Here is an 18710-nt window from a genome sequence, read left to right on the forward strand (position 1 = left end):
AATCCAACAACAGGGCTATTGGAAAAATCCAGATAGCCCTGTTGTTATATAATATACATATAAATTTAAATATCTAAGAAGTCATAATCTAGTTTCTGAATAGTCATTTTCTATACATACCAACCAAACACATAAATTATTTAAAATATTAAACAAAAGTATTGATTAGCACGGATAACCCGAAATAAATTAATCGCCAATACCAGCTGATTAACGTATCAATTAACAGCAAATCTGAAGCTTAATTTTTACATACTATTAAATTATATAATCCACCAGCTCTGGCAAGCTGAACATGGTTAGGCGTTGTGGTTTGAACCACACTGTTTGTGATGGTTGCAGAGCCAGTGTGCGAAATTCTGCTGGTGACAGCCACACCTGTATACGCTGTTTATTATCCTGTCGCCGTAGCCACAACCTGATCTGTGCACCGATAACATATATTTCTTCCACAATTGCAGCAGCAATCACATTATCCTGAATATGAGTTAATAGCTGTATTTCCTGCGGGCGCACATAGACAGCCACATTCTGGCGCACGGATTTTCCCGTGGTGACCGGTTCGCAATAGTTTCCCAGACACAGTTGCCCCTGTTCAATACAGGCATCTTCAAAAACATTCACTTCACCCAGAAACTCGGTAACAAATACATTCCCCGGATTATCATACAAAGATGCAGCCACACCACTTTGCTCAATTTTGCCTTGATTCATGACCACAATCTGATCAGCCATTTCCAGAGCCTCTTCCTGATCATGTGTAACCAGCACACTGGTAATGTTCAACTGATGGTGAATTTCCACCAGCCACCGGCGTAACTCCTTGCGTACCTTGGCATCCAGTGCACCAAACGGCTCATCCAACAACAGCAATTTTGGTTTGGTTGCCAGCGCCCGTGCCAGTGCAATACGCTGGCGCTGGCCACCAGATAATTGCTGTGGATATACCTTTGCCAGCCACTCCAGTTGCACCAGTTGTAATAATTCTTCTACCCGCGCGGCTATCTCTGCTTTACCCGGGCGCAAGCGGCGTGGCAATACCTGCAAGCCAAAAGCAACATTATCAAATACTGTCATATGGCGAAACAGCGCATAGTGCTGAAACATAAACCCAACTCGCCGCTCACGCACATGCAGATTGCTGACTTCCTTATCCGCAAAAAACAGTTCGCCCGAATCGGCGTGTTCCAATCCAGCAATAATGCGTAACAAAGTGGTCTTGCCACAGCCGGAAGGGCCAAGCAAAGCTGTCAGCGAACCAGTCGGCACCTGTAAATTAATATCCTGTAAAGCGTGATAATCACCATAATATTTGTTCAAATGTTTAATACGAATACCCATAATCGCCACTCAACACAGTACCTTACTGTTTAATCCGTAACTGCAACCTGCCGACGTTGGGCATCTGTGCACAAACGTGTCTGCTGCCAGTCGAGAAACTTCTGCAATATCAAAGTACATAACGCCAGCAAAGCCAACAAACTGGACACAGCAAACGCACCTACCATGTTGTATTCGTTGTACATCATCTCTACCAGTAACGGCATAGTATTCGTTTCGCCACGAATATGACCGGAAACCATGCTAACCGCCCCAAACTCACCCATTGCACGCGCATTAGTCAGAATAATGCCGTAAACCAATGCCCATTTCAGATTGGGTAAAGTGACACGCCAGAACATTTGCCAGCCACTGGCGCCCAATATCAGTGCTGCCTGCTCTTCACTGCTTCCCTGAGCCTGCATTAATGGAATTAATTCACGTGCTACAAATGGAAATGTTACAAACAGAGTAGCCAGCACCATGCCCGGTACGGCAAAAACAATCTGTATTCCCTGCGCATCTAGCCAGCTACCAAACCAGCTATTACTGCCAAACAACAATACAAACATCAGGCCAGCAACAACTGGCGATACAGCAAACGGCAAATCCAGCAATGTTGTCCACAATTGCTTACCACGAAAAGAAAAATGGGTTAACAGCCATGCCATCGCCACCCCCAGTACCACATTAATCGGCACCACAATCAAGGTAATCAACAACGACAGGCGAATGGCTGCCAGTGCTTCCTCATCGGTCAAAGCAGCCAGATATAATTGCCAGCCCTTTGCCAGCGCAAAACTGAATACCGACAACAATGGCAGCACTAGCAGCACACCCAGAAACAGCAACGTTATGCTAATCAGCACATAGCGCAGCCAGCGCGGCTCAGTGAGCAACTCATTAGTTTTAACTGTACTCATCAATATCGCCCCTGCGTACGCCGGCTCAAACGCCATTGCCATAAATTCAGCATAAATAAAATAATAAAAGAAATAATCAGCATAAATAACGCTACCGCTGCTGCGGCCGGTAAATCAAACAGTTCAAACTTACTGACAATAATCAGTGGCAGAATTTCCGATTTAAACGGTACATTTCCTGCTATAAAAATGACTGAACCATACTCGCCAGTGGCACGGGCAAAAGCCATACCTGCACCCATTACCAGCGCGGGCAAAACCTCCGGTAACAGCACTCTGAATATAATTGTTAATCTGGATGCACCCAATATCACTGCCGCCTCTTCATATTCTCCCGACAACTCAGCCAATACCGGCTGTACAGCCCGCACCACAAACGGCAAGCTAACCAGTAGTAATGCCAGCCAAATACCTGTCGGCGTAAATGCTATCTGCCAGCCGAATCGGGCAAATATTGCACCTATCCAGCCAGTGGGTGCATATAAAGTAGCCAGAGCTACCCCTGTTACCGCTGTCGGTAATGCAAATGGTAAATCCACCAGAGCATTGACCAAATCTTTGCCGCAGAAGTGATAGCGCACCAGCACCCATGCCACTAACGTCCCCAGCAGTACACTGGCCAGCATCGCCAGTAAAGACATTTTCAGCGTCAGCCATACCGCAGCAAGCGTCCGCTGCTCGAAAATTACCCGCACAAAACCCTGCCAGCCCAAATCAGTAACCGTCCATACCAGCATCGCAAATGGTAATAACACCAGTAATGACAGCGATAGCACACTCACACCCAGACTAAGCGTAAAACCGGGCAATACAGATGGCTGCTTCAATAACAGCATAACTTTTTCTCCCATAGACCCGACAGGCACCAATAACGCCGGCAGCAGCACGGTAAAAAATACCGACACAAATTGGAACCACCTTGTTCAGGCTATGTCCCAACAGCAAAATATGCCAAAATTATAAACAGAACACATAAAACCAAACAGCGACATCATTCTGCGGTGCTACAAGCACCAACAATATAAAAGGCCGTCCAGACAATTGAGAAAGAATATATTTTTGTAACCTAAGAAGCAGTAGTTATAACCCTTTATCAAATCAGCAGTATTGCCGGCAGAATCACCACGTAATATCATAGAGCAAGCTATTGAACATAAACATACCGATCTGCAAAAGCGAGAAAACCATGCCCACACCACTTCTGGACAAACACAAAGACGCTCCCCTATTGGCAGACATCAGCTTTCTGACTCAGGCATTATTTAACATCCTGCAACACGAAACTACCGCAGCCGTACAAACCGTATTACGCCAGCTACTCAATGGCAACCAGCCACAAACCACCATCCAGCAGGCACTTCCCACCCTCGACTTGCGCCAGCAACAAGACCTGATTCGCGCTTGCAGCCTGTTTGCACAGGTATTAAACATCGCCGAAGATGCCCATCATGAACGGCGGCGACAGGCATATGAAAACAACAGCCAGCATCCCGGGCGTACCAGCTTTATTCGCGTTATCAATCAGATTCAGCAACAGCATATCAGCATCTCCGAGCTGGAACAGACCTTACAGCACACCAGCATCAGTGCCGTTCTCACCGCCCACCCCACCGAAGTACAACGCCAATGCATTCTCTGTTTCCAACGTCATATTCGTACTATCCTTAACGAGCGTAGCCATACTGGCAAACATCACAGCGAACAGTTGCAACAACAGACCGAAGCCATCCTGCTGGCCTTATGGCAGACTGACGAAACCCGTCATTTCAAAATCAGCGTTAGCGATGAAATCTACAACAGCGTAACCTATTTTCCATTAAGCTTTTTCAAAGCCGTACCTGCGCTGTATCGCAAGCTGCAACAGCAACTTGCCAGCGTCTACCCGCAAGCCAGCCTGCCCAACGTACTCAGCATAGGTGGCTGGGTTGGCGGCGATCGTGACGGCAACCCCTTTGTCAATGCCGATACATTACAGGAAGCTTTCACCTTTCAGGCTAATACCCTGTTGCAGCATTATCACCAGTGTCTGGATGAACTGCATCAACTACTGCCCCTGTCATCCCGCCGCGTTCAGGTTGATCATACCGTTCTCCAGATGGCCGAACAGTCACCGGACACCGCCACTGCACATAAAGAAGAACCTTATCGGCGTGCCCTCACCTATATACAGGCACGCCTCCATGCCACAGCACAACAACTAGGTATCCAACCAGACTGCCCCCATTACAGCTTGTCCCCCTATCAACAGCCGGCAGAACTCCTACAGGAACTCAACAATATCGCCAGCTCGCTGCAACAAAATGGCAGTGCCCTGCTCAGCCATGGCAAACTGACTGATCTGATTCGTTCTGTTTCCCTGTTTGGCTTTCATCTCATGCCCATAGACTTACGCCAGCATGCGGGCAAACATGCCGAAGTTGTGGCCGAACTGTTTACCCATGCCGGTCTTGAAGCTTTCCAGACCTTAAGCGAAGCAGCCAAACAACGCGTACTGTTACGCGAGCTGAGCACCCAGCGCCCCCTGTATAGCCCTTATATCCAGTATAGCCCCCATACCATGCGCGAACTGGCTATTTTCCAAACCGCTGCCAGCATCAAAAATCACTATGGTGAAACAGCCATCAACCAGTTCATCATCTCTAATACCGAAACCGTTAGCGACATACTGGTAGTCGCATTACTGCTTAAAGAAACCGGCCTGCTGACTATCAGCAACGAAAAACCCACCAGCCGTATCAACATCGTTCCCCTATTTGAGACCATCGATGCCCTGCACAATTGCCTCGGCATCATGGATAACCTGTTCAACCTGCCGTGGTACCGTGCATTCCTGCACAGCCGCGACAACCTGCAAGAAATCATGCTGGGTTACTCCGACAGCAATAAAGATGGCGGTTACGTCACCAGCCAGTGGTCACTGTATCAGGCAGAATCCAGACTGGTACAACTGTTTGACCGCCATCATATCCGCCTGCGTCTGTTTCATGGCCGTGGCGGCAGCGTTGGTCGTGGCGGAGGACCTTCTTTCGATGCTATCATGGCGCAGCCAGCCGGCAGCGTAGCCGGACAGATACGCATTACCGAACAGGGTGAAGTCATCACCGCCAAATACGCCGACCCCACCAACGCCGAACGCAATCTCGAAGCACTGATTGCCGCCACCCTCGAAGCCACCGTATTACCACCCCAGAACAGTGAGCCCGACAGCAAACTGATGGATGCACTGTCTGCCAGTGCATTCAAATACTATCGCCAGCTAATTACCTTTCCCGGATTTATTGACTACTTCCTGCAAACCAGCCCGATTCAGGAAATTGCCAGCCTCAATATCGGCAGCCGTCCGGCCAGCCGTAAAACACTGGCCAGAATTCAGGATTTACGCGCCATTCCGTGGGTATTTTCCTGGACCCAGAATCGCCTCATGCTACCAGCATGGTATGGTTTTGGCAGTGCCGTAGCCGACCTCATCGAACAGGACAGCAGCAATCTGCAACGCTTACAGCAACAGGCACAACACAGCCCCTTTTTCCAGACCATGCTTTCCAACATGGATCAGGTAATGGCCAAAGCCGATCTCACCATTGCCAAAGCCTATATCAGCCTTGCCACTGATCAGCAAGTCGCCCAAACCATTTACACCATGTTGGCGAATGAATTTGAGCGCAGCCGACAAGCCTTACTCAACATCCTGCAACGCCAACACTACCTGAGCGACAACCGTACACTGGCGCGTTCACTGGCCTTGCGCATCCCCTATTTGAACACCCTGAACTGGCTTCAGGTTCATTTGCTGCAACAACTGCGCCAGCAACCGGATAACAGCGAAATACTCCAGCTTATCCACCTGACCATTAACGGTATTGCTCAGGGATTGCGTAATACCGGCTAACATCAGTCAAAGCGGCGGACAGCACCATCTGCGCCTGTCCGCCTATCAACTTTCTACCTGCCAAACTACGCCCAATCCGGCATTTACATTTCTATCATGAATAAGGTATTTAAATACCCAGATAAAAAACCATGCATAAATTGCACAACAAAAACAAAACCATAAATACCCTCAGCAAAAACCACCATAACCCCACGTCAGTCGCTTGAAATAGCGCCACAACGACCCAATTTAATCAAATAATTCACCTTTTTGCCGAGGAAAAAACATGCAACCGGAAAACAACACTGAAAACGAAACTCAGATTAACGATAACACCGAAACCACAGAACCAACTGTTGCCCCCGAAGCCTCCATCGAAGACTTACAGGAACGTATTAACGAGCTTGAAGGACAACTCAAAGACGAACAACTGCGTGCACTCGCAACCGAACAGAACCTGCGTCGCCGCCATCAGGAAGAGCTCGAAAGCGCGCACAAATTTGCCGGCCAGAAATTTGCCAGTGCCATGCTGCCGGTCAAAGACTATCTGGAAATGGCACTGCAAGACCAGAGCGGCAACTTTGATGCCCTGAAAATGGGCGTACAAATGACCCTCACCGAATTACAAAAAGCTTTTGACCAGTCTAACGTTAAAGAAATCGCCCCAAAAGCCGGTGATAAACTTGACCCACACCGCCATCAGGCTTTGCAAAGCGTAGACAGCGAACAGGAACCCAACACCGTGGTTTCCATTATGAAAAAAGGCTATACCCTTGCCGACCGCGTATTACGCCCAGCCATGGTAACCGTAGCCAAAGCGGCTGACGCAGAGTAAATCCGCGTACACAAAAACCGTCAGACACACCATTGTCTGACGGTTTATATATAATATCCCTGCCCAATTACATTTTTTTCGAAGAGCAAAAAAACAACATGCCGCTCCGGCTATCCATCTGAGCAGTAAAACTACACCTGAAATTATTGCTCAGCAATCACATCAATAAACACCAGCGGCTCCTTACCTATATTGGCCAAAGCATGCGATTGCCCTTTACGCGCAATTGTCACATCACCAGCCGTAACTTGATAAGACTTACCATCAGAATCAGTAAACAGACCTATCCCCGAAACAATAATATAAGTATCCTCATTATGCTCATGCCGATGAAAACCAATTGAATCACCCGGCTGCAACGTCATCCAGCCAATCTCCTTGATCGCCTCATCCCTCTTTGCCGCATCTCGTCTGAATGCAAACTGCCCATACAAAGTGCCCTTACCACCTGCTGCGGCATCGCGATTAAAACCAATCAATTCATCTTTTGAATACACATCAGCCCATACCGTACTGGCCATAGCGGCCAGCATCAGTGCAAGCAACCATCTAGCTAACATCATTCCACCTCCATATCAAAAGTCACTTATAATCCGGCCATACTTTTTCAGCAGCAAGCCGGGTAACATTACACACCAGTATTACTTCACACGCTCCCGCTCCCCTGTCAGTGCGTGACAATGACGATACCACATACCTATTTCCCATATCGACCCTAACCAGCCAACCATCCACACGGACATTATCCCCAACCTTAATACCGCTAATCTGAGCAGCTATTTTTTTATTTGCCGGAATCAAATGGACATTCGAAGCATTCAGGTACATATCATCATAAGAATATGGCATAGAGCCCCCATCTTTAGTGCCGGCAATACCACCAAAACGGGCTCTCTGCTCAAATTTCAGACGCTTTACTACCTTTTCATTAGCCATAAACCCCCACCCCACAAACCAGTCAATTGCAGAGATACTAGCGGATTCATCATAAAGATAAGCAGCGCGATGTAGTACACGTGCGGGCATACTAAATCCGGCCAAAGGAGTCATTTTCACCTTTGGCAACACAAACGGCTGCATTCCTTTTGGTATTTCTGTTTGCAATGGTTCATCACCCGTAGCCATCGGCGGAAACTGCGAACAATCCACACCATCATTTAAATATGTTGGCATAACCACCCGTGGTGAATAAGGTGAAAATCGCCACCAGCCAACACATAATAATAAAATACCTATCAATAACTTCCGATATTGATAAAAAAAATCCATGGCAAACCTAAGCAAGAATATTCAATCCAGATTTTAGTTCTATACCAAAAATAATATTTTTATCTTAACAACTGACAAAATTAATAGTAAATAAATATTAAAAATAAACGTTCTAAGTGTATAGCTCCCTCCTAAAAGAAACAAACACATAATCAATCTGGCTGATTATTAACTTTAATTGTTCTTTGTTCTTGCTTATCACCAGTTAATCAAGTATAAACACATAACACCGATATTACCTTATACTGTAAAAAATGATAAAATCCATGCGCTTATCAAGCCTATTTTTTATTTTTATCTGCATAGCCATAAAAATGGCTATGGCAAAAGAAGTAGTATTACCGGTAACCTTTACCAAAGATCCCCATATTGCCAAAGTAGTCTTAAATATCAATGGCAAACCAAGCCAGTTTCAGCTTGATACAGGTTCACAGACAGCCTTGCATTTACCGCTAAATACACTGCAACAACTGCCAGATACGACCAAAAACCAAAATACCAATAAAAGTCTGGATTTAAGCGGAAAAATTAATGAAACACAAAAATTTCTGATAAAACATCTAGATATTAACGGGCTTAACTTTGACAACATCAATGCAGAAGAACTGAAACCATGGGGCTGGAGTTATTCCAGTACTGAGGAACAGGCACCTGCACCAGATGACAACCTGCCAGTTATCGGTTTGCCACTCTTTCAGAATCACATCCTTACTCTGGATTTTGCGCACAAAAAAATCATAATCGATGATGGTCAGGATTCTGCCCAGATAAACCAGCAATGGATTGCTTTCCCCTACAACATTCATCCCAAAGAAGGCATTATCATCAATCTTACCGACCAGAAAAAACCATACAGCCTAGTTCTGGATACCGGTGCATCAATGACCTTTATCAAAGGCAAATCACTGCCAGCATCATTCAACAACAGCAATAAAACACCCGCAGCCAAATCTGAAGAAGCCACACTGCGGCTGAATAAAAAAGGCAATCCCCAGACAGTTAAAATCATTCTGACTAACCCATCCATCCGTAAAATCCCCATTCAGGCGGCTATTATGGACGGTATGCCGGACCAATTTGAATCAGACGGCTTACTTGGCATAGATTTCCTGAAAAAATATAGCGTGAAAATAGACCAGAAAAACCAGCAACTATGGATTAAACCGGCTTTCTGAATCGGTCAAATTTGTCAGACAGATTACAACATAAAGTCAATATCACCGCCATCCAATAACCACAAAATAATTTAAAAGCCTTGGAAATTCCAAGGCTTATTTATGCAATAGTATTTAAATTACTTCAACATCGAACTCAAAAACGCCTGTGTCCGTGCATGCTGCGGATTGGCAAAAAAGCTTCTTGCTTCACCCGATTCAACAATCACACCTTTATCCATAAACAGCACCTTGTTGGCCACTTCGCGCGCGAAGCCCATCTCATGGGTTACCACCACCATCGTCATCTTGTCTTCAGCCAACTGCTGCATGGTTTTTAATACTTCGCCGGTTAACTCCGGGTCAAGTGCCGAAGTCGGTTCATCAAACAGCATAATCTGTGGCTGCATAGCCAGTGCACGAGCGATGGCAACACGCTGTTTCTGTCCACCGGATAACTGCGACGGATAACAATCCTGTTTGTTTTCCAAGCCCACTTTACGCAACAGCTCCTGCGCCAGTGGCACAATTTCGTCACGCTGCATTTTTTTCACCGTGATTGGTGCTTCAATCACGTTTTGCAACACAGTCATATGCGGAAACAGATTAAACTGCTGAAATACCATACCCATGCGCGCACAGATATTCTTAATCGTCCGTTCAGGCACATAATGAGCACGGTTATGGCTGTTATTCTGCACCAGAAAATCGTTTTCAATCGCAATGCTGCCGGCATCGATTTTTTCCAGATAATTCAGACAGCGCAGCAAAGTAGATTTACCGGAACCGGAAGAGCCGATAATGGCAACCACTTCCGAGCGTGCCACCTGAATATCCACACCTTTAAGCACTTCCACCTGACCAAAGGCCTTGTAAATACCGCGTGCATCTATCATTAAATCAGTCGTCGTAGCGTGCATAGCGTTTCTCCATTTTCTGGAAGCCCCAAGTCAGAATCAGGGTCATAATCAAGTAGAAAGCGGCCGCCACAGAAAACGGCATCAGATTGAACTCACGCTGTACCAACTGATAGGTCACCCGCATCACATCCTGCAACGCCAGTACATACACCAGCGAGGTATCCTTAACCAGCGTAATGGTTTCATTGCTTAATGGTGGCAGGATTTTTTTCCACATTTGCGGCAGAACAATGCGGCGCATGGTTTGACCATAGCTCATACCCAGTGTTTTTGCTGCCTCATACTGTCCCTTACCTACGCCCTGAATACCGGCACGGAAAATCTCAGCAAAATAGGCTGCATAATTGAGTACAAACGCCACTACTGCCGTGGTATAAGCAGGCAGCAGAATATTGACTGCCGGCAAAGCAAAGTAAATAAAGAAAATCTGCAACATCAGCGGCGTGCCACGCATCACCCAGATGTAAAAATTAACGATGTAATCCAGCGCTTTAATGCCAGACAGACGCAATAGCGCCAATACCAGCCCCAACGGAATAGACAGCAGCAGGGTAATGGCAAACAGGCTGAGGGTAATTTTTGCCCCCGTCCACAATTCCGGCAGCATATTTAACACATTATTCACGTGTAATCCTTAAAACAACAATAACGCTGCCTGAACAATGCACATTCAGGCAGCGTTGATTCCAAAGTAAAAACAGCACTTATTTGACGATGTCTTTACCGAACCATTTTGCGGCAATTTTAGCAGATGTACCATCAGCTTTCATACTATCCAGAGCAGCCTGAATTTTCTGCTCCAAAGCCTGATCATCCTTACGGAACGCCACAGCATACTGCTCAGTACCGAAATCATCACTTAATACTTTATATTCATCCGGTTTTTTCGCCACATAATAACGACCAACCACTTCATCCACCACCAATGCATCCACGCGTTTGGTCGACACATCCATCAAAGCAGTCACATTATCAGAATATTTCTTCAACTCTTTAAAAGATTTAGCCACATTTGGTTCAGCTTCTACTGCGTCCACCGCACTGCTGCCATCTTGTACGCCAACCACTTTTCCTGCCAATTGCGCTTTGGTGCTAATACCACTATCAGGACGCACAACAATAATCTGATGATTATCCATATACGGTTTGGATAACAATAACTGCTGCTGCCGCTGCGGCGTAATGGTGAGACCATTCCAAAGCATATCTACACGCTTACTGTTAAGCTCCGATTCCTTGGCACTCCAGTCAATCGGCTTAAGTTCTACGGCCAGACCGGCACGCTTGGCCGCTTCACGCGCCATATCAATGTCAAACCCAACCAGCTCATTTTTTTCGTTACGAAAACCCATGGGCGGGAAGCTATCATCCAATCCCATGACTACTGTCTTACTTTCACTGGAAGCAGTTGTACCGGAAGCAGACTCACCACCACAGGCAGCAAGCGCCACCGCAGCCATAGAGCCTAATAAAAATTTACGCATGGCGTTTTGCATATAAAATTCCTGATTAAAGGGAAATAGATAATTGTGTCATACACTATACCGGAATTTTTTTACACTTTCACCTGCCAATACTGAAAGCTTCAATTGCAACCAAAATGCCAAGGGTAAAAACAGCAGTATTGGCAATTAAATACATAATTAACTTATACAATGAGCAGATTATATCAACCAGAAAACAAGTTTAATCATGCCGAATCATTTTTTGCTGGCGAATAGTATCCAATATACACAGCATAGAATGGTTATATATCAATAACAGCATAAATCAAAGCTCAAGCCTTATGGGTATTACTCTTCTCCACCATGACTACAGTTATCCGTACATTCTATCCATTCATATTAATTTAATTTTCCAAAATTAACTGATTATGTTTGTACTTGACTTTTAATACGTCCAATATCCGTACTACGCCCCTGCTAATAGCCGCATTGCTCTCTTTTTCCACTAAAATTTGTAGCAAACTAAGAATACAGGCCGTTAACGCAAAGACTGAGCACAACTAATGACAACAGCAATGAAAAATTAATTTTCCAAGTAGTTTCACAACTTTAAAACTAAAATTAACTCCATCATTATTCATCATCCATTGAATATTCAGCTCAATCAATGCATCTCATAGTGAACTCAGGCTACTGCTGAATGCACGGGGTAATGAGCCATGCGGAAAAACAGCTTGCCATCCTCTTCGATACGTCGGATTGGCCATTGATACACTTCACTAAGCAAATCAGACTGCATCACATCATGCGGTGTGCCAGAAGCAACTATCTGCCCCTCATTCATCAATACAATAAAATCGGCGTGATTGGCGGCCATGGTTAAATCATGCAACACCATAACGACCGAGAATTCAGCATGGTGTTCGCGCAAATAATGCATCAGGCGATGCTGATGGCGAATATCCAGATGATTGCAAGGTTCATCCAGCAATAGTACCGGTGCATTCTGTAACAGAGCACGCACCACATTAGCACGCTGCTGCTCACCACCAGACAAACTGCCAATGCGTTGCTGTGCCAATGGGCGCAAATCAAAAACATCCAGCAGATACTGTAATTTTGTGGTCGATGCCTGTGCTTTCTTAAACCAGCCTCCATGCGGATAACAGCCAAGCTGCACATATTCAGTCACCGTAAGCGGTAAATTATATTGTCCGTGCTGCCCTACCCAAGCAATCTGCCCACGCTTTAAATTACTGCCAATAGATTCTCCGCGTAACAGTACCCCAGTACCATGCAAGCCCAGCAGCGCACGCAATAAAGTAGATTTACCCGCACCATTCGGCCCGATAATACTGGTATGCTGATTGGCCGGCAAATCAAGCTGTGGTACAGATAAAATACAGCGGCTACGTGCTTGCACCTGCACATTACGAACAGTAAACAAATTCTCCATACCCAGCTCCTAACGCCGCAATGGCTGCAAAAACAGCCACAGGAAAAACGGCCCGCCAAGTAAAGCAATCACAATACCTACCGGCAAATCTACCGGATAGCTCAACCAGCGTGCCACACTGTCTACCAGTAATAAAAATACCGCTCCCAGCCAAGCAGATAGCAATATAATCCGGCGTCGGCTGCCGCCCCAGCTACGGGCAATCACATTCGGCACCATCATGCCCAGAAAACCAATAATACCCGCCAATGACACTGCCGCACCTGTTAATAGCGCTGCGCCGATAACCGTCCACATCCGCGTACTGCCTACCGCTACCCCCATACTGATGGCGGTTTCTTCACCCAGCATCAGAATATCCAGCCGCCGTCCAACCACCAACAGTAAACCCAGCCCCAGCAACATCACAGCCAAAGCATACCAGGGCGAAGTAAAGCCAGATTCAGCCAGACTACCTGCCAGCCAGTTGGTTGCACTGCGCAAGACCATATCATCCGACATAAATAAAATCAGACTTACCAGCGCACCACAAAAGGCACTGATCACAAAACCCATCACCAGCAGCCCCAATGTACCGCCACCGAGCAGACGATGTACTGTCAGAATCAGTAAGCACACCAGCAGTGCACCGAAAAAAGCTGCTAAAGGTACAGTTACCATCCCCCAGCCAAAGGCCAGAACAGTAATCACCCCCAATGCTGCACCACCAGAAGTCCCAATCAGGCTCGGGTCTGCCAGCGGATTATCAAACAGCGCCTGCAATGCCGCACCAGCAGCAGCCAGCGCAGCGCCAACAATAAGCGCCACCAATACCCGTGGCAGCCGGATACCAAGCGTTATTTCATCCAGCGACTGCGGCCACTGCCATCCGCCCATGCCCAGCCCCAGACAAAACCAGCTCAATAGCAGACTGAGTAACACAGCAGCGATAACCCAAACCAGTTTAGGCCAGAACACCCCCTTTACCACAGTCGGTTCAAGTGTGCTGACCATAGGCTGCTCTTGCATCATAATTATTGCGCCAGTTTATAAAGTTTAGAAATAACCTGCGGCGTATTCAGGCCATAGCGAAACAGATTATTTGAAGGCATAAAATAGATTTTATTCTGTTTCGCTGCCGGTGAAGCAGCGATTTCCGGCCGCTTTGCTAAGCCTTGTATCCCACCCACCAACTTTTGATTACGCTCGGCAATTAGAATAATATCCGGTTTCGCCGCCAGCCACGCTTCGCGCGACATCGGCTTCATCCCTTCGATAGCAGCAGCTGCATTGATGCCACCAGCGCGCCTGATTAACTCATCTGCCGCGGTACCCCGGCCAGAAACAAAGCGGCCATCATAGCTAACCAGATAGCGCTTACCGGTGTTCGGCATCTGCTTAACCTGACTCAGCCAGCGATCTGCCAATGCATTGGCTTCACTGGTTTTTCCAATAAGCTGACCAATTTGCCGAATACCAGCCGCATAGCCATTAATATCATCTTTGGGCGCAACATTCACTGCCACAATGCCCACCCGATTCAGATTGGCATAAATACTGGTTGGCTGCGCCATCCACGACCCCAGAACCAGAGTAGGTTTTCTGGCAGCAATCGGTTCCACACTCAGCCCATGAAACAAACCAATACTGGGCACATTCTTCAAGGCCGGATTGGTAGAAGCCATTTCACGGCCTACCACTTCATTGGCACCACCCAGTTCTACCACAACATCAGCCACATCTGGTGTCAACGTAACAATGCGGGCAGCAAATGCAAACGGAAAAGCAGCGCACATTGCCGCTGCTAACAGTAATTTCTTCATGATTTACCCTTTTGATTACTCGCAATATAGCGGCAGGCATGCCTACTACAGCTTATGATTACTCTTCATAGCCACAGCAACGCATACCTGCGGTAGCCGTTTAGCCAGCTAACAAGCCATCCATAAGCTGATGCCATGATTGCATTTCATCATTGCCCTCTTCGCGGCGACCAAAAATCTGTACCACAGTCTGGCGGTTCTTGTCGAAACCCTCAATACAGGTAACATAGCCTTCACTAATCGGGCGGCGTACTACCCATGTTTCCACAATATCACTATCGCGCAGATGCAAATCAAAACCCTCTTCCGGCACTTTAGCATCCAGTACATTCAGATAACCATGTGAACGCACCACATTATGCACTTTACCAGTCTGAATCTGCACCAGTCCGCGGTTACCAACAAAAACCATAATTTCCAGCTTATTTGCCTGTACGTGCTCTAATACCTGTTCCCATACACTGCGATCCACCTGTTTGGTGCTGCCGGCAGGTGCATGACGGTAAGACTGCTGACGGTCAATCTTAAACGTTTCCAGCAAACCACCAAAATGATGCACGTCTTTCAGCTCATTCCAGCGTTCCTGAAAAGCCTGCTCACGCTCCGGTGACAATGGTTCTGGTACAGTAACCTTAACCTCTGGCGCAGGTAAAAATTCCGGCTTACCACTGATTGCAAACTCATCAATCAGCGCCTGCCATGCCTCCAGTTTAGTATCATCACGCATGAACACCTTTTCAACATTCACGCCATATTCATCGTAAAACTGAATCGAGCGCATGGTTTTATCGCCCATTACCATCGTTATGGCCAGCGCATGATGCCAGTTATGCAGGAAAAAGCGTAAATCCAGCCCACCTACATTCAAAGCCAGCCCGGTGCGCGCAGTCAGCGTAACATGCTCATAAACACCGATTTTCTCATGCACCGCTGCATCATTGCGTACCACACTCAACACTTCACCCAGCGTTTCCAGCTTCAGCACCAGCTCGCGAATCTGACTACCCAAATAAATCGAATCAGGGGCATCCGCCATTAATGCGCCTTCACTCACACCCAAATCAGCCGCAGCCTGACGCGGGAAATACATACGCCCTTCTACTGCAGCTTTCCTATCCAGATATTGTTGCCATAAACTCATATTTTGTTCCTTAACAAAGTTATTATTAGTAGCAGATTTACTTAAAACGTGTAGCGTAAGCCCACATTAAATGTCCGTCCCGGCGCTGAGTAGAAGTCAGCATTATATTTGGTTAATTTGGTGGCATTACCATCACTCTGGCCAGAAGTACCCGCCTGAGTATTCATATTCGGCATCATGTAAGCGATATCCGCCCAGTTCCAGTATTTTTGATTAAATACATTATTTACACCCACACGGAAGCTCAAATGCTTAGTCGGTTTCCAGAAACCACCCAAATCAACTAGAGCATAACTTCTTGATGGATTGTAATACCCCGTGTTCTGCAAATCACTTTCATCTTTCTTGGCTACATAAGTAAAATCCAGATTCGCTCCCCAGACATCTCTATCATAAGCTAAGCCCAATTTCACCTTAACCGGCATAACAGAATTCAGTGGCTGGTCTACACCGTCTTGGCGAATCGAACCGCGCGAATAAGCAATCGAACCACTAGCTTTCCAGTCTGGGGCAAATTTCCAGCGAGCATAGGCTTCACCACCATAGATATGTGCTTTACTGAAATTCTGAGCCTGCAATACCAGCGTCTGATAGCGACTCCATACCGCCGGCAATGACACCTGATCAGCAATATTCACATAATCAATAAAATTCTTATAATGATTATCGAATCCGGCTATGCCATATTCAAATACACTATTCTGTCCGCGTATACCCAGCTCAAAATTATTGGCCGTTTCTGCCTTCAAATTTGGGTTGCCCCAAGAGCTGTAATTACCCGGATTCCACGAAGAGGCCAATTGCTGTGGAGATGGCGCATTAAAGCCACGCGCATACTGGAAATAAGGTACCAGCAATGGATTTATCTGATAAGAAATACCTAAACGCGGTGTAATTGCACTTTGATGCTTCTTACGCAACTCACTAATACTATTATCAGTTCCAGGGAAAAAACCACTATTATTAGGTTTCATACTATAGTAATGCGCAGACAAACCGGGGCTTACCACCAGATTACCCCACTGCAAATCACCATCAACATACATACTGGCACGAATAGTCTTATTATCAGCATTCGGTTTTGATTTAGCATAATATCCCTGCCAGTCACTACTTAACTCATGGCGCGCAAAACTTAAACCATAACGCCAGTCCTGATTCAAACCATTGCCATCAAAATGAGCACGCCAATCAGTGGTTAACCCCCATACCTTATCCTGATTATTAAATTCAAAAGCACAGCGATTTTTTATACTTGGAATCATACTGCTACAACCACGGATATAATCGCGATGAGTCACCGAATCAGTTTTGGTTTGCTGCCAGTAAAGCTGGGTTTTACCTTCTTGAATTACCCCTTCATCACGATGAAAATCATGCCCCAGCGAAAACCGCGTCTTCTTATTATCATCTGTACCATGAATATCCGAATAAGAACGATTAACCTGTGACAGCGAATCAGTCCACTGATTACGACTCAAATACTCAGCCGTAAAATTGATGGTATTTTTATCATTAATATCAAATTCATGCTTAGTCAGAAAATAGCGGCTGTTGTGGTCAGCAGGGTCTGCCTTAGTACGCAACGCCCCTTTGCCACCAACATCACCACGATTATCAGACTCATTACCCTTACGATAAGTCCCCAGCACCATACCACGCCAGTAACCACTTTTCAAAGCAGCCGCACCAGTTACCGCTGTAGATTTATCCACACTATTGTATTGAGTATCAACATAGCCGCCCTGATTTTCTCCCTGCAAAATTTCATCCGCAGTCAGCGTGTGCATAGCCACCACGCCACCCAAACCAAAGCCACGGGCATTTTTACTGATATCCACACCACTGAGTGCAGAAACATCCATAAAATTACCACGACCAAAAATTGCATACTGTCCGGTATGCTTCATTTCATTCGCTTCCGGCAAATCAATACCATCAATGCTCATCGCTACACGATTACCACTAAGACCACGGATATTCATACTGTCATTACCCTGCCGGGTTCCCTGAGTATCCAGTACTTCCACGCCCGGAATATCCTTTAATGCAGTTTTTAAATCCACCGCACCCTGTTTCTCAATAGCCCCTGCCTTAACTTTAGTATCCTTAAATACACTCGGCATAGAACGTTTTGCCTCAACACTAACAGTTGGCAAATGAGCCTCGCCTTCGGCATACCCCATTGCTGGAAAACCAATACAGGCTATAGCCAGCGCAATAATCTTGGGTGAGCGGCGCATATTGAATTAACCCCTTTTGACGAAATTTAATATAAACATGGCCAATTGTAATCAATAATGATTCTCTTATACAAGTGTTAATGGGAATTATTATTATTAATCTTTAGTCATATTAGCCAAACATTAACCAGCCACCACTTACATCTGCATCATACAATCGCTACCAAATATAAATACATCGTAAATATAGATAAATGCAGCATTGCAGAAAGTCATTGCAAACAGATAGCATACTCATAACAGACAAAAGCCATCATCAATGCCGAAAATATCATCCATTCAAAATTAAAAAAATCAAATATTTAAAAGCATAAGGCTGGTATTCATGCAT

16 protein-coding genes are annotated in these 18710 nt (G+C 46.0%); 3 read left to right on the forward strand and 13 right to left on the reverse strand.

Going from position 1 to position 18710, the window contains the following annotated elements:
- Nucleotides 1-258 precede the first annotated feature (258 nt).
- The 3 genes from MJ764_RS08195 to cysT are packed head-to-tail and all read right to left on the reverse strand — an operon-like array spanning nucleotide 259 to nucleotide 3079.
- The gene (locus MJ764_RS08195; protein WP_239326080.1) at nucleotides 259-1341 is read right to left on the reverse strand and encodes a sulfate/molybdate ABC transporter ATP-binding protein; all 1083 of its coding nucleotides are present in this window, start codon (nucleotides 1339-1341) and stop codon (nucleotides 259-261) included.
- A gap of 29 nt (nucleotides 1342-1370) precedes the next feature.
- On the reverse strand, nucleotides 1371-2243 hold the full coding sequence (gene cysW / locus MJ764_RS08200; RefSeq protein ID WP_239326081.1) for a sulfate ABC transporter permease subunit CysW: 873 nt from the start codon (nucleotides 2241-2243) through the stop codon (nucleotides 1371-1373).
- Entirely contained in the window at nucleotides 2243-3079 is an 837-nt protein-coding gene (gene cysT, locus MJ764_RS08205; protein WP_239326082.1) for a sulfate ABC transporter permease subunit CysT, read from the reverse strand. Before cysT ends, cysW begins: the two co-directional genes overlap by 1 nt.
- Nucleotides 3080-3429: 350 nt before the next feature.
- On the opposite strand from cysT, the gene ppc reads away from it, so the two are divergent.
- Together ppc and grpE are read left to right on the forward strand one after the other, a co-directional pair.
- Nucleotides 3430-6132 carry a phosphoenolpyruvate carboxylase gene (gene ppc / locus MJ764_RS08210; RefSeq protein ID WP_239326083.1) on the forward strand — a complete coding sequence of 901 codons (2703 nt, stop codon included), beginning with the start codon at nucleotides 3430-3432 and terminating at the stop codon, nucleotides 6130-6132.
- A 268-nt stretch (nucleotides 6133-6400) separates the two neighbouring features.
- Nucleotides 6401-6949 (forward strand): nucleotide exchange factor GrpE, encoded by a 549-nt coding sequence (grpE, locus tag MJ764_RS08215; RefSeq protein ID WP_239326084.1) that lies wholly within the window; start codon nucleotides 6401-6403, stop codon nucleotides 6947-6949.
- Between the two features lie 143 nt (nucleotides 6950-7092).
- Here the strand turns inward: grpE and MJ764_RS08220 are convergent, their stop codons facing one another.
- The gene (locus MJ764_RS08220) at nucleotides 7093-7482 is read right to left on the reverse strand and encodes a cupin domain-containing protein (protein ID WP_238791231.1); all 390 of its coding nucleotides are present in this window, start codon (nucleotides 7480-7482) and stop codon (nucleotides 7093-7095) included.
- Nucleotides 7483-7531: 49 nt separating this feature from the next.
- Complete coding sequence (locus tag MJ764_RS08225; RefSeq protein ID WP_239326085.1) at nucleotides 7532-8122, reverse strand: hypothetical protein; 591 nt, start codon at nucleotides 8120-8122, stop codon at nucleotides 7532-7534.
- 410 nt (nucleotides 8123-8532) lie between these two features.
- Between MJ764_RS08225 and MJ764_RS08230 the strand changes: the two genes are divergently transcribed.
- Nucleotides 8533-9393 (forward strand): pepsin/retropepsin-like aspartic protease family protein, encoded by an 861-nt coding sequence (locus MJ764_RS08230; RefSeq protein ID WP_239326086.1) that lies wholly within the window; start codon nucleotides 8533-8535, stop codon nucleotides 9391-9393.
- A 119-nt stretch (nucleotides 9394-9512) separates the two neighbouring features.
- Here MJ764_RS08230 and MJ764_RS08235 read toward each other — a convergent pair whose 3' ends face one another.
- From MJ764_RS08235 to MJ764_RS08270, 8 genes are all read right to left on the reverse strand, one after another.
- Nucleotides 9513-10292 carry an amino acid ABC transporter ATP-binding protein gene (locus MJ764_RS08235; RefSeq protein WP_306807384.1) on the reverse strand — a complete coding sequence of 260 codons (780 nt, stop codon included), beginning with the start codon at nucleotides 10290-10292 and terminating at the stop codon, nucleotides 9513-9515.
- A complete protein-coding gene (locus MJ764_RS08240; protein ID WP_239326087.1) occupies nucleotides 10273-10917 on the reverse strand; it encodes an amino acid ABC transporter permease in 645 nt (214 codons plus the stop codon). The genes MJ764_RS08235 and MJ764_RS08240 overlap by 20 nt, the downstream gene beginning before the upstream one ends.
- A gap of 79 nt (nucleotides 10918-10996) precedes the next feature.
- The gene (locus MJ764_RS08245; protein WP_239326088.1) at nucleotides 10997-11788 is read right to left on the reverse strand and encodes an amino acid ABC transporter substrate-binding protein; all 792 of its coding nucleotides are present in this window, start codon (nucleotides 11786-11788) and stop codon (nucleotides 10997-10999) included.
- A 634-nt stretch (nucleotides 11789-12422) separates the two neighbouring features.
- The gene (locus MJ764_RS08250) at nucleotides 12423-13193 is read right to left on the reverse strand and encodes an ABC transporter ATP-binding protein (protein ID WP_239326089.1); all 771 of its coding nucleotides are present in this window, start codon (nucleotides 13191-13193) and stop codon (nucleotides 12423-12425) included.
- 9 nt (nucleotides 13194-13202) lie between these two features.
- Nucleotides 13203-14186, reverse strand: a complete 984-nt coding sequence (locus MJ764_RS08255; protein ID WP_239326090.1) for a FecCD family ABC transporter permease — start codon at nucleotides 14184-14186, stop codon at nucleotides 13203-13205.
- 20 nt (nucleotides 14187-14206) lie between these two features.
- The gene (locus MJ764_RS08260) at nucleotides 14207-14995 is read right to left on the reverse strand and encodes a heme/hemin ABC transporter substrate-binding protein (protein WP_239326091.1); all 789 of its coding nucleotides are present in this window, start codon (nucleotides 14993-14995) and stop codon (nucleotides 14207-14209) included.
- A 100-nt stretch (nucleotides 14996-15095) separates the two neighbouring features.
- Entirely contained in the window at nucleotides 15096-16136 is a 1041-nt protein-coding gene (locus MJ764_RS08265) for a hemin-degrading factor (RefSeq protein WP_239326092.1), read from the reverse strand.
- Nucleotides 16137-16177: 41 nt separating this feature from the next.
- Nucleotides 16178-18379 carry a TonB-dependent hemoglobin/transferrin/lactoferrin family receptor gene (locus MJ764_RS08270; protein ID WP_239326093.1) on the reverse strand — a complete coding sequence of 734 codons (2202 nt, stop codon included), beginning with the start codon at nucleotides 18377-18379 and terminating at the stop codon, nucleotides 16178-16180.
- Nucleotides 18380-18710 lie beyond the last annotated feature (331 nt).

The sequence above is a fragment of the Snodgrassella gandavensis genome (assembly GCF_914768025.1).
GTDB classification, from domain to species: Bacteria; Pseudomonadota; Gammaproteobacteria; order Burkholderiales; family Neisseriaceae; genus Snodgrassella; species Snodgrassella gandavensis.

Coding starts and splice junctions, on each gene's coding strand:
- MJ764_RS08195 (WP_239326080.1), bottom strand. CDS start 1,341: ATGGGTATTCGTATTAAACATTTGAACAAATATTATGGTGATTATCAC.
- cysW (WP_239326081.1), bottom strand. CDS start 2,243: ATGAGTACAGTTAAAACTAATGAGTTGCTCACTGAGCCGCGCTGGCTG.
- cysT (WP_239326082.1), bottom strand. CDS start 3,079: ATGCTGTTATTGAAGCAGCCATCTGTATTGCCCGGTTTTACGCTTAGT.
- ppc (WP_239326083.1), top strand. CDS start 3,430: ATGCCCACACCACTTCTGGACAAACACAAAGACGCTCCCCTATTGGCA.
- grpE (WP_239326084.1), top strand. CDS start 6,401: ATGCAACCGGAAAACAACACTGAAAACGAAACTCAGATTAACGATAAC.
- MJ764_RS08220 (WP_238791231.1), bottom strand. CDS start 7,482: ATGCTGGCCGCTATGGCCAGTACGGTATGGGCTGATGTGTATTCAAAA.
- MJ764_RS08225 (WP_239326085.1), bottom strand. CDS start 8,122: ATGCCAACATATTTAAATGATGGTGTGGATTGTTCGCAGTTTCCGCCG.
- MJ764_RS08230 (WP_239326086.1), top strand. CDS start 8,533: ATGGCTATGGCAAAAGAAGTAGTATTACCGGTAACCTTTACCAAAGAT.
- MJ764_RS08235 (WP_306807384.1), bottom strand. CDS start 10,292: ATGCACGCTACGACGACTGATTTAATGATAGATGCACGCGGTATTTAC.
- MJ764_RS08245 (WP_239326088.1), bottom strand. CDS start 11,788: ATGCAAAACGCCATGCGTAAATTTTTATTAGGCTCTATGGCTGCGGTG.
- MJ764_RS08250 (WP_239326089.1), bottom strand. CDS start 13,193: ATGGAGAATTTGTTTACTGTTCGTAATGTGCAGGTGCAAGCACGTAGC.
- MJ764_RS08255 (WP_239326090.1), bottom strand. CDS start 14,186: ATGGTCAGCACACTTGAACCGACTGTGGTAAAGGGGGTGTTCTGGCCT.
- MJ764_RS08260 (WP_239326091.1), bottom strand. CDS start 14,995: ATGAAGAAATTACTGTTAGCAGCGGCAATGTGCGCTGCTTTTCCGTTT.
- MJ764_RS08265 (WP_239326092.1), bottom strand. CDS start 16,136: ATGAGTTTATGGCAACAATATCTGGATAGGAAAGCTGCAGTAGAAGGG.
- MJ764_RS08270 (WP_239326093.1), bottom strand. CDS start 18,379: ATGCGCCGCTCACCCAAGATTATTGCGCTGGCTATAGCCTGTATTGGT.